Annotated in this window: 13 protein-coding genes; 9 read left to right on the plus strand and 4 right to left on the minus strand. The window is 67.0% G+C overall.

Annotated elements, in window-relative coordinates; genetic code table 11:
• The first annotated feature begins 123 nt into the window (after positions 1 to 123).
• From ACU0DV_RS04130 to iolB, 7 genes are all read left to right on the plus strand, one after another.
• On the plus strand, positions 124 to 1,155 hold the full coding sequence (locus ACU0DV_RS04130; RefSeq protein ID WP_283982348.1) for a LacI family DNA-binding transcriptional regulator: 1,032 nt from the start codon (positions 124 to 126) through the stop codon (positions 1,153 to 1,155).
• Positions 1,156 to 1,305: 150 nt separating this feature from the next.
• Positions 1,306 to 3,237, plus strand: a complete 1,932-nt coding sequence (locus ACU0DV_RS04135) for a bifunctional 5-dehydro-2-deoxygluconokinase/5-dehydro-2-deoxyphosphogluconate aldolase (RefSeq protein WP_446242450.1) — start codon at positions 1,306 to 1,308, stop codon at positions 3,235 to 3,237.
• 14 nt (positions 3,238 to 3,251) lie between these two features.
• Entirely contained in the window at positions 3,252 to 5,069 is a 1,818-nt protein-coding gene (iolD, locus tag ACU0DV_RS04140; protein WP_100927853.1) for a 3D-(3,5/4)-trihydroxycyclohexane-1,2-dione acylhydrolase (decyclizing), read from the plus strand.
• 10 nt (positions 5,070 to 5,079) lie between these two features.
• Positions 5,080 to 5,979, plus strand: a complete 900-nt coding sequence (iolE, locus tag ACU0DV_RS04145; RefSeq protein WP_446242451.1) for a myo-inosose-2 dehydratase — start codon at positions 5,080 to 5,082, stop codon at positions 5,977 to 5,979.
• Between the two features lie 4 nt (positions 5,980 to 5,983).
• Positions 5,984 to 6,199, plus strand: coding sequence for a hypothetical protein (locus ACU0DV_RS04150; protein WP_446242452.1), 216 nt, complete (start codon positions 5,984 to 5,986; stop codon positions 6,197 to 6,199).
• Entirely contained in the window at positions 6,196 to 7,362 is a 1,167-nt protein-coding gene (locus ACU0DV_RS04155) for a phytanoyl-CoA dioxygenase family protein (RefSeq protein WP_446242453.1), read from the plus strand. The genes ACU0DV_RS04150 and ACU0DV_RS04155 overlap by 4 nt, the downstream gene beginning before the upstream one ends.
• Before the next feature lie 53 nt (positions 7,363 to 7,415).
• Positions 7,416 to 8,240: a 5-deoxy-glucuronate isomerase gene (gene iolB, locus ACU0DV_RS04160; RefSeq protein ID WP_446242454.1), complete on the plus strand. Its 825-nt coding sequence runs from the start codon at positions 7,416 to 7,418 to the stop codon at positions 8,238 to 8,240.
• 74 nt (positions 8,241 to 8,314) lie between these two features.
• Here iolB and ACU0DV_RS04165 read toward each other — a convergent pair whose 3' ends face one another.
• The 4 genes from ACU0DV_RS04165 to nudC form a co-directional block, all read right to left on the minus strand.
• Positions 8,315 to 9,706 (minus strand): FAD-binding oxidoreductase, encoded by a 1,392-nt coding sequence (locus ACU0DV_RS04165; RefSeq protein ID WP_446242455.1) that lies wholly within the window; start codon positions 9,704 to 9,706, stop codon positions 8,315 to 8,317.
• Positions 9,703 to 10,497 carry a DUF4198 domain-containing protein gene (locus tag ACU0DV_RS04170; protein WP_283982342.1) on the minus strand — a complete coding sequence of 265 codons (795 nt, stop codon included), beginning with the start codon at positions 10,495 to 10,497 and terminating at the stop codon, positions 9,703 to 9,705. The genes ACU0DV_RS04165 and ACU0DV_RS04170 overlap by 4 nt, the downstream gene beginning before the upstream one ends.
• A gap of 31 nt (positions 10,498 to 10,528) precedes the next feature.
• Positions 10,529 to 10,996: an SRPBCC family protein gene (locus ACU0DV_RS04175; protein WP_446242456.1), complete on the minus strand. Its 468-nt coding sequence runs from the start codon at positions 10,994 to 10,996 to the stop codon at positions 10,529 to 10,531.
• Between the two features lie 67 nt (positions 10,997 to 11,063).
• Positions 11,064 to 12,017 carry an NAD(+) diphosphatase gene (nudC, locus tag ACU0DV_RS04180; RefSeq protein WP_446242457.1) on the minus strand — a complete coding sequence of 318 codons (954 nt, stop codon included), beginning with the start codon at positions 12,015 to 12,017 and terminating at the stop codon, positions 11,064 to 11,066.
• Between the two features lie 167 nt (positions 12,018 to 12,184).
• Between nudC and ACU0DV_RS04185 the strand changes: the two genes are divergently transcribed.
• Positions 12,185 to 14,164 carry a bifunctional 2',3'-cyclic-nucleotide 2'-phosphodiesterase/3'-nucleotidase gene (locus ACU0DV_RS04185; protein WP_446242458.1) on the plus strand — a complete coding sequence of 660 codons (1,980 nt, stop codon included), beginning with the start codon at positions 12,185 to 12,187 and terminating at the stop codon, positions 14,162 to 14,164.
• 124 nt (positions 14,165 to 14,288) lie between these two features.
• A complete protein-coding gene (locus ACU0DV_RS04190) occupies positions 14,289 to 15,311 on the plus strand; it encodes an AraC family transcriptional regulator (RefSeq protein WP_446242459.1) in 1,023 nt (340 codons plus the stop codon).
• The last annotated feature ends 14 nt before the right edge of the window (positions 15,312 to 15,325 follow it).

Here is a 15,325-nt window from a genome sequence, read left to right on the forward strand (position 1 = left end):
GCCTGACATGGCGTAGCCGGTCGCATGCCGCTCCGGCAACGAGCCGCGTCATCGGCGACAGAATTTCTTGCAAAACCCATCAGAATGCCGCAGTCCGATGCGGGTATATCATCAGGACACGCCATGGCCCGCCGCCCCACGATCAACGATCTCGCCGCCGAGGCGCAGGTTTCCGTCGCCACCGTCGACCGCGTTCTCAACGGTCGCGCCAAGGTGCGGGAGGAGACCGCGCGCCGCGTCTACGAGGCGGCACAGCGCATCGGTTATCACGCCGCAGCTCTGATCGGGCAGCGCATGATGGCCGACCTGCCAGAGATCCGGTTCGGCGTCGTCTTCAACAAGGAGCGCCAGCCGTTCTACCAGGATTTCCGGACGGAGATGGAGAATGCTATCGCCCGCGCCACCAACATCCGCGGGCGCATGATCGTCGATTTCGTACCGTCGCAAAGCCCGTCTGACTTCGCCGCCGTGCTGGAAAAGACCGCCGCGCGTGCCGATGCGCTGGTCGCGACCGCGGTGAACCACGTGCAGGTCACGGACACCATCGCGCGTATCCAGGAAGAGGGCACGCCCTGCTTCTCGCTGCTCAACGATTTCGCACAGGGCATCCGGCAAAGCTATATCGGCGTCAACAACATGAAGGCCGGGCGGGTCGCGGCGCACATGATCATGAAGGCGATCCAGCGTCCGGGCAAACTGGGGGTGTTCGTGGGTGGTTTCCGCTGGCACGGACACGAGCTGCGCGAGACCGGGTTCCGATCCTACTTCCGCGAATTCGGGCCGGACTACAGCGTCCTCGACACGCTGGTGAACCTCGAGACCCGGCAACTGACCTACGAGGCGACGCTGGAACTGCTGCAAAGGCACCCCGATCTGAAGGGGCTCTATTGCGCGGGTGGCGGCATGGAAGGCGCCATCGCCGCCCTGCGCGAGGCGCGTGCACCCGGGCAGGTGGCGCTCGTCGTGCATGAGATTACGCCCGAGTCCCGCGCTGCCCTGGCCGACCGCTATGCGGAGATGGTGATCGCGACGCCCCTGCGCCAGCTTTGCGAGGCAGCGGTGAAACTGGTGTCGGACACTGTGCTCAACGGCACCTCCGGCACGCCGGGGCAGCTGTTCCTTCGTCCCGATCTCTACCTGCCGGAATCCGTCTGATCGTTTCATCTCACCGCTGCGACGCCTCTCAGCAATGATAGGAAAAATCGCAGAAGCGTTGACGCAGGGCGCTGCTTGCCGACAGGTATCGGCAGAGGAGACGGCGGTCCGCGGGCCCCGTGGAGGATTCTATTCGCGAAGGCAGAACACATGACGAAACCCCTCGACGTGATCACGATCGGGCGGTCCTCTGTGGACCTTTACGGCGCACAGATCGGCGGCCGTCTCGAAGACATGGCCAGCTTCAACAAGTATATCGGCGGCTCCCCCACCAACATGGCGGCTGGCACGGCACGGCTCGGTCTCAAGTCCGCACTCATCACCCGCGTCGGCGATGAGCACATGGGCCGGTTCATCAAGGAACAGCTTGCCAAGGAGGGCGTCGACACGCGCGGCATCGTCACCGATCCGGAGCGGCTGACCGCGCTGGTTATCCTCGGCATCCGCGACCAGGAGCAATTTCCGCTGATCTTCTACCGCGACAACTGCGCGGACATGGCGCTGTGCGAGGATGACATCGACGAGGGCTACGTGACCTCCGCCCGCGCGGTGGTGGCGACCGGGACCCACCTGAGCCACACGCGGACCGAAGCCGCCGTCCTCAAGGCGCTGAACATCGCCCGCGCGAACGGGATGCAGACCGCGCTCGACATCGACTACCGCCCGAACCTCTGGGGGCTGTCCGGCCACGGCGACGGCGAGAACCGCTTCATCGCCTCCGACAAGGTGACGGCCAAGCTGCAATCGACGCTGCACCTCTTCGACCTGATCGTCGGCACGGAGGAGGAGTTCCACATCGCGGGCGGCACCACCGATACGATTGCGGCGCTGCGCGCGGTCCGCGAGGTGTCCGGCGCGACGCTGGTCTGCAAGCGCGGCCCGATGGGCGCATCCGCTTTCGAGGGGCCGATCCCCGACAGCCTCGACGATGGCCAGACCGGCCCCGGCTTCCCCATCGAGGTGTTCAACGTGCTGGGCGCGGGCGACGGCTTCATGTCCGGGCTGCTGAAGGGCTGGCTCGATGGCGAGGACTGGCCGACCGCGCTGAAATACGCCAATGCCTGCGGGGCCTTCGCAGTCAGCCGTCACGGCTGCGCGCCCGCCTATCCGTCCTGGACCGAGCTGCAGTTCTTCCTTGACCGCGGCGTGAAGGAGAAGGCGCTGCGCAAGGACAAGGCGCTGGAACAGATCCACTGGTCGACGAACCGCAAGGGCGACTGGTCGACGATGCGGGTCTTTGCCTTCGACCACCGGATGCAGCTGGAAGAGCTGGACGGCGCGACCGACGCGAAGATCGACGATTTCAAGGAGCTCTGCCTCGACGCCTGCACCGCCGTCGCGGACGGTCGTCCCGGCTATGGTTTGCTGTGCGACGGGCGCCTTGGCCGGCAGGCGCTCTACAAGGCGGCAGGCACCGGGCTGTGGATCGGCCGCCCGGTGGAATGGCCCGGGTCGCGCCCCCTGACGCTCGAGCCCGAGATCGGCCCGGACTTCGGCGGGCTGAACGAATGGCCGCTGGAACACGTGGTGAAGTGCCTCTGCTTCTACCACCCCGACGACACGGCGGAGATGAAGCAGCAGCAGGAAGACACCGTCACCCGCCTGTTCCACGCCTGCCGCCGCAACAACCTTGAGTTCCTGCTGGAGGTCATCCCCTCCAAGGTCGCCGCCGTCACCGACACCACGACGGCAGAGATCATCCAGCGGTTCTACGACATCGGCGTCTACCCCGACTGGTGGAAGCTGGAACCGATGAAGTCCGAAGCGGGCTGGCAGGCCGCCTGCGACGCCATCGAGCGCAACGACGCCCATACCCGCGGGATCGTGGTGCTGGGCCTCGCCGCGGAGGAGGATGCGCTGGCCGAAAGCTTCAGGGCCGCCGCAAAATTCCCGCTGGTGAAGGGTTTTGCCGTAGGCCGCACGATCTTCGGCGATGCCGCGAAGGCGTGGATGAAGGGCGAGATGTCCGACGCCGACGCCGTCGCGCTGATGAAAGACAACTACACCCGGCTCTGCACCATTTGGGACGATGCGCGCGCGCAGGCGTCCGCGCAGACCGGCACCACACGACAGACCGCCTGAGGGAGGACGACGACATGGCCACGATCCGACTGACCGCCGCACAGGCGATGGTCCGCTACCTGTCCAACCAGATGAACGAGGACGGCGAACGCTTCCTTGCCGGATGCTGGGCGATCTTCGGCCACGGCAACGTGGCGGGGATGGGCGAGGCGCTCTACCACGGGCGCGGGTCATTCCCCACATGGCGCGGCCACAACGAACAGACCATGGCCCATGCCGCCATCGCCTATTCGAAGCAGCTGGGCCGCAAACGGGCGATGATGGTGACCTCCTCCATCGGGCCGGGCGCGACCAACATGGTCACCGCCGCAGCCCTGGCCCACGTGAACCGCATTCCCGTCCTGCTGGTACCGGGCGACGTCTTTGCCAACCGTGGCCCCGATCCGGTGCTGCAGCAGGTCGAGGATTTCGAGGACGGCACGATCAGCGTCAACGACTGCTTCAGGCCGGTGTCACGCTACTTCGACCGCATCATGCGCCCCGAACACCTTCTGACCGCCCTGCCCCGGGCCATGGCGACGATGACCGACCCGGCGCAGTGCGGGCCGGTGACACTGGCCTTCTGTCAGGACGTGCAGACCGAGGCATACGACTACCCGGAGTCCTTCTTCGAGCCGAAGGTCTGGTATCAGCGCCGCATCCGTCCCGACGAGGGCGAACTGGCCCGCGTGGTCGAGGCGATCAAGGCGGCAAAGAAACCGATGATCGTGGCCGGGGGCGGGGTGCATTTCTCTGACGCCTGTGCGGACCTCCAGACCTTTGCCGAAACCTTCGGCATCCCCGTGGTCGAAACCCAGGCGGGCAAGTCCGCGCTGGCGTGGGACCATCCGCTGAACCTCGGCCCCGTGGGCGTGACCGGCGCTGAGTCGGCGAACCGGGCCTGCGCCGAGACGGACCTCGTGCTGGGTGTCGGCACTCGTTTTCAGGACTTCACCACGGGATCTTGGACCGTGTTTAACGGCGGCGCAAAGCTCGTGTCCCTGAACGTACAGGCCTACGACGCGGTGAAACACGGCGCGATGCCCCTGCTGGCGGATGCGCGCGTCGGGCTGAAGGACCTCGCCTCCGCGCTTGGCAGCTACAAGGGCGGGCTGAGCATCGACGGCTTCAAGGACGCATGGTTCGGCAAGGTCGACCCGCTGACGGATGCGCCCGCGGAGGGCAACGAGCTGCCGACCGACCAGCAGGTCATCGGCGCGGTGCAGCGGGCGTCAGGCCCGGACACCGTCGTCATGTGTGCCGCAGGCACCATGCCGGGCGAGTTGCACAAGCTGTGGAAGGCGCCGCGGCCGGGCGCCTATCACATGGAATACGGGTTTTCCTGCATGGGCTACGAGATCGCCGGCGCCATGGGGATCAAGATGGCCCAGCCCGAGCGCGACGTGATCTGCATGATCGGCGACGGGTCCTACATGATGGCCAACTCCGAGCTTGCCACCGCGGCGGCGATGGGCCTCAAGATCACCCTCGTCATCACCGACAACCGCGGCTACGGCTGCATCAACCGGCTCCAGATGGGCACCGGCGGGGCGGAGTTCAACAACCTCCTGGACCACTCCTCTGCCGCCGACAGCAACATCGACTTTGCCGCGCACAGCGCCTCGATGGGCGCGGCAGCGGTCCACGTGTCGAGCATCGCGGAACTCGAGGACGCACTGGCCCGCGCCAGGGACGCGGCCGGTCCCTTCGTGGTGGTGATCGACACGGACCCCTACCCGTCGACGCCGCACGGCGGCAACTGGTGGGACGTGGCGGTGCCCGAGGTCTCGGAGCGCGCCGAAGTGAATGACGCCCGCAAAGTCTACGAAGCCGCGCTGCTCGAGCGCACGTAAGGATAGGACCATGACCGTCAAGATCGGCATTTCCCCCATCGCCTGGCAGAACGACGACCTGCCCGACCTGACCTCTGCCTTCACCATGGAGCAGTGCCTGAAAGAGGCGCGCGAGATCGGCTATACCGGGGTCGAGCGTGGACGCCGCATGCCCGCCGACACCGAGGGACTGAAGGCCTACCTCCAGAAGTACGACATCGCGCTGTGCGGCGGCTGGTGCTCCGGCAACCTTCTGGTCGCCAGCGTCGAGGAAGAGTGCGCCGCGATCACCCAGCAGGTCGACCAGTTCATTTCGCTGAACGCGCCCTGCCTTGTATACGCCGAGTGTTCAAACACCGTCCAGGGCATGGCCAACACCCCCGTCAACGACCGGCCCAAGCTGTCGAAGGACGAGGTGACGACCTATGCGAAGAAGCTGTCGGAGGTGGCGAAGTGGATGCAGGACCGCGGCATGGTCCTGTCCTATCACCACCACATGGGCAGCTTCATCGAAAGCGAGGAAGAGGTGAACTGGCTGATGGAAGGATCGTCCCCCGAGGTCACGCTCTGCTTCGACACCGGCCACCTGCTGTTCGGCGGTGGCGACGTGATGGCAACCATGGACCGCTGGGCCGATCGTATACACCATGTGCACTTCAAGGACATCCGCCCCGACGTCGTGAAGGACGTGCGCGACAACGACCGCTCCTTCCTCGACGCGGTGATTGCGGGTGCCTTCACCGTCCCGGGAGACGGTTGCATCGACTTCCAGGCGGTGGCCGACAAGCTGGCGAAGATGTCGTTCAATGGCTGGATCGTCGTGGAGGCCGAGCAGGACCCGGCCAAGGCCCCGCCCTACGAATACAGCCGGAAGGGCTATCAGCACATTCTCGAGGTCTGCGCCAACGCTGGCCTGACGGTCGAGACCTGATCCAATGGCCCGCTTCCTCGACGTCCAGCACCCGTTCTTCAAACCGCTCTGGCGGCGGATCGTGACGGTCGCGGCCTGCCTCGGCTGGGCGCTGCTGGAACTGTCGTGGGGCGGGCCGATGTGGGCGCTGCTCTTCGGTCTGATCGGCTTGTACTGTGCGTATCAATTCTTCGTCGTCTTCGATCCGAAAGAGGCGGAAACCAAGGAGGAGGATTCATGAAAGACGTCGGTTACTTCGATATCGAGGACTGCGACCTGCAGGACTTCGCCCGGCTCTGCGGTCAGACGCTGTCGGCGGGCCAGTTGCGCTTTGCCTCTGACGTGCAGAAGAACGTCCCCCTTTACGACATGCCCTCCCTCACCGCTGCCCTCAGCGACCCGGCGCAACGACTGTCCCTGCTGGCCGAATGGGGCTGGGTGCTGGGACAGTCCGCCGGTGTGCTGGTGCTGAAAGGCGCTTACGAGGACACCGCCCCCATCGACGCTGCCACCCGCGCCTACGAGGCGATCATCGCGGAGGAGAAGGCGCGCTCCGGCGGCGGGGCCGATCACTTCGCGGCGGCAGGCGCCAACGACCGGATCTGGAACTCGCTCCAGAAACTCTGCGAGAAGGACCCGGAGACCTTCGCCCTCTACTTCGGCAACGACGCCATCGCGGCGGTCTGCGAGGCATGGCTCGGCCCCTGCTACCAGATGACCGCGCAGGTCAACCTCGTGCGGCCCGGCGGCAAGGCACAGGTCGCGCACCGCGACTATCACCTCGGCTTCCAGACGGCTGAGGCGGCGGGGCGCTTCCCGGCGCATGTGCACGACCTGTCGGCGGTCATGACGCTGCAGGGCGCGGTGGCGCATTGCGACATGCCGGTGGAGAGCGGCCCGACCAAGCTGCTGCCGTTCAGCCAGCTCTTCCGCCCCGGCTACATGGCCTACCGCCGCGAGGACTTCCGCGCCTATTTCGAGGATTACTGCATCCAGCTTCCGCTTGCGAAGGGCGACGCCGTGTTCTTCAACCCGGCGCTGTTCCACGGCGCAGGGTCGAACCATTCGGCGGACATCAACCGCATGGCCAACCTCCTGCAGGTCTCCAGCGCGTTCGGCCGGGCGATGGAGTCGATCGACCGCACCGCCATGGTCCGGACGCTCTACCCGGTGGTGAAGGCGCTGCGGACGGAGGGCCGGCTGGACGATCCCGGCACCGCCGCGGCCATCGCCTCCAGCGCCGAGGGCTACAGCTTCCCCACCAATCTCGACACGGATCCGCCTGTGGGCGGGCTGGCGCCGGAAACCCAGGCGGCCCTGTTCCACCGCGCCCTGGCGGAGGACATGGACGAGGCCGCCTTCAACGCCGCGCTGGACGCCCAGAACGCCCGCCGCCGCGCGTGAAACCGCCTGTAGGGCGGGGCTTCGCGCCGCCCACCTCTCGGAAAGGACGACCCATGACACATCTCCTGCGCAAGCCGACCGGGACCTCCGGGCAGGTCCAGAACGTCACCATCGACAACGCGAGGACCCCGGACAGCCCGGACTGGGGCTACGTCGGTTTCGACCTCTGGCGGCTTGCCCCCGGCGAGACCGCGACGGGAGAGACCGGCGATCTGGAGGTCATCCTCGTCCTCGTCGAAGGCAAGGCAGAGGTGACGGGCGCGGGTGTGTCCTTCGGAGAACTGGGCGACCGGATGAGCGTCTTCGACCGCACGCCGCCGCACGCGGTCTACGTGCCGAAGGGTGCCGCATGGGAGGCCGTGGCCACCACCGACTGCACCGTCGCGGTCTGCTCCGCACCGGCCACGGGCGACTATCCGGCGGCGCAGATCAGCCCGGAGGGCGTCGACCTCGTGACCCGCGGCAAGGGCGCCAACACGCGCTACATCCACCCCATCGCGATGGAAGAGCGTGACGTCGCCTCCTCCCTTCTTGTGACGGAGGTCTTCACGCCCGCGGGCAACTGGTCCTCCTACCCGCCGCACCGCCATGACGAGGACAACTTCCCCGACATGACCTACCTGGAAGAGACCTACTATCACCGCCTGAACCCGGCGCAGGGTTACGGCCACCAGCGGGTGTTCACAGAGGACGGCTCGCTCGACGTGACCATGTCGGTCTCCGATCACGACGTGGTGCTGGTGCCGAAGGGCCACCATCCCTGCGGTGCGCCTTATGGATACGAGATGTATTATCTCAACGTCATGGCCGGCCCGATGCGCAAGTGGCGGTTCAAGAACCACCCCGACCACGACTGGATCGCACAGCGCGACGCCTGATTGCACTTCCTGCGGGCCGGGTTGCGCCGGCCTGCGTCCTCTGATGCTGAGCGCCCGACGCCACCCCCAATCCCTCAGGCCGGAGGCAGCAGTTTCCCCGGGTTCAGGATGCCCTTCGGGTCGAGCGCCGTCTTGATCGCGCGCATCATGTCCAACGCGACCGGATCCTTGCGGCGCGCCATGCTGCCCAGCTTCGACCGGCCGATGCCGTGCTCGGCCGAGAAGGTGCCGCCCAACGTGCGGACAAGGTCTTCCACCGTCTCCATCACCGGCGTGACCAGGGTCGCATCGGTCACGCGCACCGCGTAGTGCACGTTCCCGTCACCCAAGTGCGCCACGACCATGGCGTCGGCCTTGGGGTCCACCCTGGCGACGCGCTCTTCGGCCTGCTCAAGGAAGGTCTGTACCTTGTCCAGCGGCACCGCCACGTCGTTGACCACGCAGGGTTTCCTGGCCAAGGACAATTCTGCCGCTGCCTCCCGCCTTGCCCAGAAAGCGGCGCGCTGCGCCTCGCTCGTGGCGACTGCGGCGTCGATCACCAGCCCCTCTTCGAACAAAGTGCCCAAGGCGTCTTCCAGCAGGCCCGACAGCGGCACACTGCCGTCCGGGCCGGGGGCCGCGTCGCGCGGAGCGGTGGCGCCCAGTTCGACGAGGATGTTCACCGCGTGCGGTTCCGCGAAAGGCGCCTGTGCCTCCGGGCGCAGCGCAGCGTAGGCGTCCATGTAGGCGCGGGGCATGAACTCGAAGGCCTCGACCGCGCCGCCGGTGATGTCCTGCAGCCGGTTCAGCAGGGTCAGTGCCGCATCGACCGACTGCGCCGCCACCATCGCCGTGGCAAAGGCGCGGGGCTGCGGGACCAGCTTGACCACGGCCCGGGTGATGATGCCGAGCGTCCCTTCGGAGCCGATCAGCAGGTGCCGCAGGTCGTAGCCCGTGTTGTTCTTGTGTAGCTCCGACATCAGGTCGACGACGCGACCGTCCGCCAGCACCGCCTCCAGCCCCAGGACAAGGTCGCGGGTGTTGCCGTACCGCAGGACGTTGGACCCGCCCGCGTTCGTCGCCAGCAACCCGCCCAGCCGGGCGGACCCCTTCGCGCCGAAGGTCATCGGAAAGGCCAGCCCGTGCGCCGCCGCCGCTGCGTGCAGGTCCGAAAGGATCACCCCGGCCCCGATCCGCGCCAGACGCGCCTCGGGACGGATCTCCTCGATCCCGTCCAGCCGGTCGAGCGAGAGCATGATGGCGCCCTCCCCCTCCGTCCCGCCGGACAGCCCCGTGTGGCCGGAGACCGGGACCACGTGCGTCCCGCTGTCATGTGCCAGACGCATCACCGCCGACACCTCCGCCGTGTCGCGCGGGCGGGCCACGCACAGCGGCGTCCATCGGTATTGCCCCGTCCAGTCCTGCGACCAGGGTGCCATGTCGGCGCCGGTCAGGACCTCCGTCACGCCACGCAGCGCGTCGATCATTCGGGGACCTTGAAGGTCAGCGAGGCCCAGAGGCTCTCCCACGCCGGGTCGCCGTTGGCGCCGGGATCGCGCTCTTCCATGACCACACTGTCGACGAGGTAGAAGTGTCCCGGCGACAGGTCGAGTATTGCCCGCCCCTCTGCATCGGTGCGGTAGAGGCGGATGTCCAGCGTGCCATCCGGCGCGCGGTCGAACAGTTCGACCTGCACGTCGGCCCTCGGTTCGTCCTTGTAGAAGACGCGCACCGGAAAGCCTTCGGACAGGTCGTCGGTGAAGGGGTTCGCCTCTGCCACGATCTCTGTCAGCAGACCGGCCTGCACGTCCTGCCCCTCTCCGTCGCCGACCGCGATCAGGCTCTTGGCGTGGCGGGAGTAGCGTTCACGCACCGCCTCGGGGTCGAGACCGCGTTCGATGTGCCGCGCGCAGGCCCATTCGATGTCCTTGTGCGCGCAGAACCGTTCGAAGGTGGCGAAGTCCTTGTAGGTCAGCGTGTAGTCGCGCGTTACATGCACCACCGTGGCCAGCCCTTCTCCGGGCACGGCCATGTTGAGTGCGGGCTTGTCCCCGGCGCGGCCCTCGACCGGGAGGACCTCGCCGTCGATCAGGATCTCGAACCGGGTGAAGTTGGGCGGCACGAAGGAGAACGAGGCGCCCTCCAGCTTGTCGCCGACATAGAGGTCCGCCACCAGCGGCGCGCCCTCGGCCACCACGCCGTCGACCGGTTCGATCCAGAATTCATGGGCGCTAGCGGGCAGGGCCGCCGTGCAGAGCGCCAGAAGCAGACGTTTCATTCGATGTCCTCCTGCGCTGGCGACGTAGCGTTCAGCCCGTCGCCTGCAAGCGGCGTTCAAGCTCTCGTGCGAGATCGTGAATCCGGCCCTGGAACCGCTTTTCCATCCCGCCCTTGGCCAGCTTCAGCGATTGCACCAGCAGACGGGCCGAAAGCGTCGTTGGCGCCATCTCGACCTCTACGCTGATCCGGGTGCGCGTGCGCGACAGGGCCACCACGTCCATCACCATGACCACCTTCAGCCCGCCGCTGATCGAGGAAAAGACCATCCGTTCCGGCGGCGTGTATTCCGTCAGGGTGATCTCGGCCTCGCGCTCCTTGCCGCGGAAGGTGAAGACAACTCGCCACGCCATGCCTTCGGTCGGCGCGCCGCCGCCCCTGATGCGCTGGACGTCGATGCCGCGCCGGAGCGCCTGCCGCTCGACCGTTTCGAGATCGGAGAGCGCCGCGAACACCTTGTCCAGCGGCGCTTCGATGTCTTCGCGTGCCTTCAACTGCATGTCGTTCTACCGCCCCTGTCCTGGCCCCTTGATCCCGTTGGATGAGGACCACACACATCAGGTGCCGTCAATCCAAACGGTCCGCCAGCCACGCCCGCAGCATGAAATGGGCAATTGCACCGCGCCTTGCGGGCATCAGGTCGGGCCGCAGACCGGCCGCGGCATCGGCAACGTCTTCCCGGCTGACCCAGCGCGCGTCCTCCAGTTCAACCGGATCGAGCACGATTTCCGAGGTCTCAGCCTCGCCATGACAGCCGATCATCAGGGAGGACGGGAAGGCCCAGGGCTGGCTGGCGAGATAGCGCACCGGCCCCACGCGCACCCCGGCCTCTTCGAAGACCTCGCGGCGGACGGCGGCCTCGATCGTCTCGCCCGGCTCCACGAACCCGGCGAGGCAGGAATACATCCCCTCGGGCCAGCCGGGCGAACGGCCCAAGAGGCAGCGGTTGCCGCGGGTGATCAGCATGATGACCACCGGATCGGTGCGCGGGAAATGCGGCGCGTTGCAGGACGGGCACTGCCTCTGCCATCCCGACTGCCGGATGTCGGACGCCGCACCGCACCGCGCGCAGAACCCGTGGCTGTCGTGCCAGCCGTGGATCGCCTTCGCGGTCGCGGCCAGTTCGGCATCGCGCGCCGTGAGCCGCGTCATGATCCGGCGCAGTTCGGCAAACCGACCTTCCGGCGCCTGCGGATGCTGCTGTTCACTGGGGTCGACGAAACTGCCGAGCGTCTCCGCCGCTTCCTCCGGCTCCCAGGCCGAGATGTCGGCAGCCCAGGTCAGGACGCCCTCTTCGCGGCCCAGCAGGATCGGCGCCCGCACGGCGTCCTTCAGCACGGGGTGGTCGATGGGCAGCCGCAGAAGGGTGAGGTCGCGGTCCTCGCCGGCCACCAGCGGCTTGCCGTTCCACAGCACCACCATCTGCCCGCCGTGATCGGCCAGAAGGTCCGTCGTGCCGCGCAGCTCCGCCGCCCGGTCCAGACCCGATCCGCCGAATGTCACTTGTTCCGCATGACGCATGTGCCGCCCTCCCTGCCCTGCCCCTTCATGCACAGCGACACGCAAAGATGCAATTGATCGGCGACGACCTGCCATGCCGTTGCGGAATGCGAAAAAACTGTCACACCGCCGTGCCTTTTCCGTGCAACCTGAGCGCAGAAAAAACCTGAAAACCAATGGGGGAACGTATGATGTATCAACAGAAACCGAAGTTCAGCCGCCGCCAGTTCCTTGCGGGCACCACCGCCGGGGCGGCCCTGATCGTCCTGCACCCGTATTCCGCCAACGCCGCCGCCAACCAGGCGCACCTGCGGATCATGGAGACCACTGACCTGCACGTGCACGTCTGGCCCTACGACTATTACGCCGACAAGCCGGTCGACACCGTGGGCGTGGCCCGCACCGCCTCAATCATCGACGAGATCCGGGCCGAGGCAACCAACGCGCTGCTGGTGGACAACGGCGACTTCCTGCAGGGCAACCCGATGGGCGACTACATCGCCTACGAGCGGGGCATGAAGGAAGGCGACATGCACCCGGTCATCACCGCGATGAACACGCTGGGTTATGACGCCGCCACCATCGGCAACCACGAATTCAACTACGGTCTCGACTTCCTGGCGAAATCCACCGCCGGGGCAGAGTTCCCGGTCGTGCTTGCCAACATCGCCAAGACCCAGGGCGCCAACCCGCGCGAGGACGAGACGCTCTACAAGCCCTACGTGATCCTCGACCGCGAGGTGACGGACGGCGCGGGCACGGCGCATCCGATCCGGATCGGCATCATCGGCTTCACCCCGCCGCAGGTCATGAACTGGGACCGCAAGCACCTCGAAGGCAACGTCACCGCCCGCGACATCGTCGAGACCGCCGAGGCCTACGTGCCCGAGATCCGCGAACAGGGCGCCGACATCGTGATCGCGCTGTCGCACTCCGGCATCGGCTCCGCCGACCACGAGGACGGGATGGAGAACGCCTCCGTTCCGCTGGCAGCGGTCGAGGGGATCGACGCGCTGGTGACCGGCCACTCGCACCTCGTCTTTCCGTCGCCGACCTACGAAGGCTTTGCCGCGGTCGATGCCGAGAACGGCCTGCTGCACGGCAAGCCCGCCGTCATGGGCGGCTTCTGGGGCTCGCACCTAGGGCTTATCGACCTGCTCCTGGAACGGGACGGCAACACCTGGCGCGTGGTCTCTGCCACGACGGAGGCGCGCCCGATCTCCCAGCGCAACGAGGACCGCTCCATCACGCCGCTGGTCGAAAGCCACCAGCCCGTGCTGGACGCCACCGAACAGGAGCACGAGGAAACGCTGGCCTATGTGCGCCGCGCCGTGGGCAAGACCTCTGCCCCGCTGCATTCGTACTTTGCCCTCGTGGCCGACGACCCGTCCGTGCAGATCGTCTCCATCGCGCAGAAATGGTACATTGAGCAGATGCTTGAAGGCACCGAATACGAGGACCTGCCGGTTCTATCTGCCGCCGCCCCGTTCAAGGCGGGGGGCCGTGGCGGTCCGGAATACTACACCGACGTGCCGGTGGGCGACGTGGCGATCAAGAACGTCTCCGACCTCTACCTCTATCCCAACACCGTGCGCGCGGTGAAGGTGACGGGCGCGCAGGTGAAGGACTGGCTCGAACGCTCTGCGGGCATGTTCAATCAGGTGGAGCCGGGCGCGACCGACGCCGTGCTTCTGAACCCGGAGTTCCCGTCCTACAACTTCGACGTCATCGACGGGGTGACCTACCAGATCGACCTGTCGCAGCCGTCGAAGTTCGACCGCGAGGGCAACGTCGTGAACGAGGGCGCCAACCGCATCGTCGACCTGATGTACGAGGGCAAGCCGGTGACCGACGACATGGAGTTCGTCATCGCGACCAACAACTACCGCGCCTCCGGCGGCGGCAGTTTCCCGGGCGCGAAGGGCGACACCATCATCTTCGAGGCGCCCGACACCAACCGCGACGTCATCGTCCGCTACATCGTCGAACAGGGCACCATCGACCCGAAGGCCGACGACAACTGGTCCTTCAAGCCGCTGGAAAACACCACCGTCCTGTTCGAGACCGGCCCCAAGGCGCGCGACCTGCTGTCTGAGGTCGACGGCGCGAAGATCGAGGATGCAGGCGACGGCGAGAACGGCTTCGCCCTTTTCCGCATCACGCTCTGACCCGGCGGCGGGGCGTTGCCGGTCGGTGCGCCCCGCGACCAAAGTCGCGCATCCGACATTCGACCGGTGCCCGCCTTCCATGCTATGCTGCCCTCCGGAGGAGACATGACCGGAGGGTGGCGGGATGCTGGAGGAGGCACTCTTGCTCGACGCTTCGGGCGCGCCCGCGCGACATCGGGGGCGTACCCGTTCGAACGACTGGGACGAGGTGCAGGACTTCTGCCGCACCGTCTACATGCCATATCGAGTGCGGCCGCTGGAACGCGGCGCGCGCCCCGATGCCACCATGCTGTCGGCACATGCGGGCCGCGTGACGATGACGCGGTTTTCCTATGGCACAGGCATCTTCCTCGACCGCTTCGACCCCGAGGCGGGCAACATCATTGTCCTCAACACGCTGCGCGGGGCGCTGTCCCACCAAACCTCTGGTGCGCCCGCCTCCACCGGCGCCGGTGAGAGCTTTGTCGTCGACTGTTCGCGTGCCGACTACTGGCTGGAGGGCGACAGCGACCACATGCAGTTCAACCTGACCATCCCCCACGCGGTGATGGAGGAAACCGCCCGGCGCTGGTTCGGCTTCGTCCCGGACGATCGGCTCTGGACCTGCCGAACGAAGTTCGGGGGGCCGGGCTCTCCGTGGCTGGCGCTGCTGGACTACGCCGCGCGCACCATGGCCGGTCCCGGTCCGATGCCCGCAGACGGCCCGTTGGCCCGCCACCTCGAAGAGATCATCTGCATCGAACTCCTGCGCCGCTGGGCTGCCGCCGCCGGTATCCGACTGGAGGACGGCGCGCGCACCGCGGCCCCCGGCTATGTCCGCCGCGCCGAGGAGATCCTGGAGGCCGAGGCACGCGACGCCCCGGTGATCGGGGATGTGGCCCGCCGTATCGGGGTCTCGGCACGCACGTTGTCCGGCGGGTTCCAGCGGTTCCGGGGCGTGTCGCCGCGCGAATTCCTGGCCGGGCGCAGGCTCGACGGATTGCGGGCCGAACTGGAAAGCGCGGAGGCGGATCGCTCCGTCTCGGACATCGCGTCCGACTGGGGCTTCGTGAACCTCGGAGCGCTGGCAGGGCGTTATCGCGAACGCTTTGGCGAGCTGCCGTCGCACACCCGCGCGCGCGCCATCACTGGCCGCAAGCCGGACTGAACAACGCTTCCGAA

This window comes from Sagittula sp. (genome assembly GCF_052825245.1).

Excerpts from the sequence above, each read along its gene's own strand:
- ACU0DV_RS04165 (WP_446242455.1), bottom strand. The coding sequence starts at position 9,706 with ATGATCGACGCGCTGCGTGGCGTGACGGAGGTCCTGACCGGCGCCGAC.
- ACU0DV_RS04130 (WP_283982348.1), top strand. The coding sequence starts at position 124 with ATGGCCCGCCGCCCCACGATCAACGATCTCGCCGCCGAGGCGCAGGTT.
- ACU0DV_RS04175 (WP_446242456.1), bottom strand. The coding sequence starts at position 10,996 with ATGCAGTTGAAGGCACGCGAAGACATCGAAGCGCCGCTGGACAAGGTG.
- nudC (WP_446242457.1), bottom strand. The coding sequence starts at position 12,017 with ATGCGTCATGCGGAACAAGTGACATTCGGCGGATCGGGTCTGGACCGG.
- iolE (WP_446242451.1), top strand. The coding sequence starts at position 5,080 with ATGACCGTCAAGATCGGCATTTCCCCCATCGCCTGGCAGAACGACGAC.
- iolD (WP_100927853.1), top strand. The coding sequence starts at position 3,252 with ATGGCCACGATCCGACTGACCGCCGCACAGGCGATGGTCCGCTACCTG.
- ACU0DV_RS04170 (WP_283982342.1), bottom strand. The coding sequence starts at position 10,497 with ATGAAACGTCTGCTTCTGGCGCTCTGCACGGCGGCCCTGCCCGCTAGC.
- ACU0DV_RS04135 (WP_446242450.1), top strand. The coding sequence starts at position 1,306 with ATGACGAAACCCCTCGACGTGATCACGATCGGGCGGTCCTCTGTGGAC.
- ACU0DV_RS04185 (WP_446242458.1), top strand. The coding sequence starts at position 12,185 with ATGATGTATCAACAGAAACCGAAGTTCAGCCGCCGCCAGTTCCTTGCG.
- ACU0DV_RS04150 (WP_446242452.1), top strand. The coding sequence starts at position 5,984 with ATGGCCCGCTTCCTCGACGTCCAGCACCCGTTCTTCAAACCGCTCTGG.
- iolB (WP_446242454.1), top strand. The coding sequence starts at position 7,416 with ATGACACATCTCCTGCGCAAGCCGACCGGGACCTCCGGGCAGGTCCAG.
- ACU0DV_RS04155 (WP_446242453.1), top strand. The coding sequence starts at position 6,196 with ATGAAAGACGTCGGTTACTTCGATATCGAGGACTGCGACCTGCAGGAC.
- ACU0DV_RS04190 (WP_446242459.1), top strand. The coding sequence starts at position 14,289 with ATGCTGGAGGAGGCACTCTTGCTCGACGCTTCGGGCGCGCCCGCGCGA.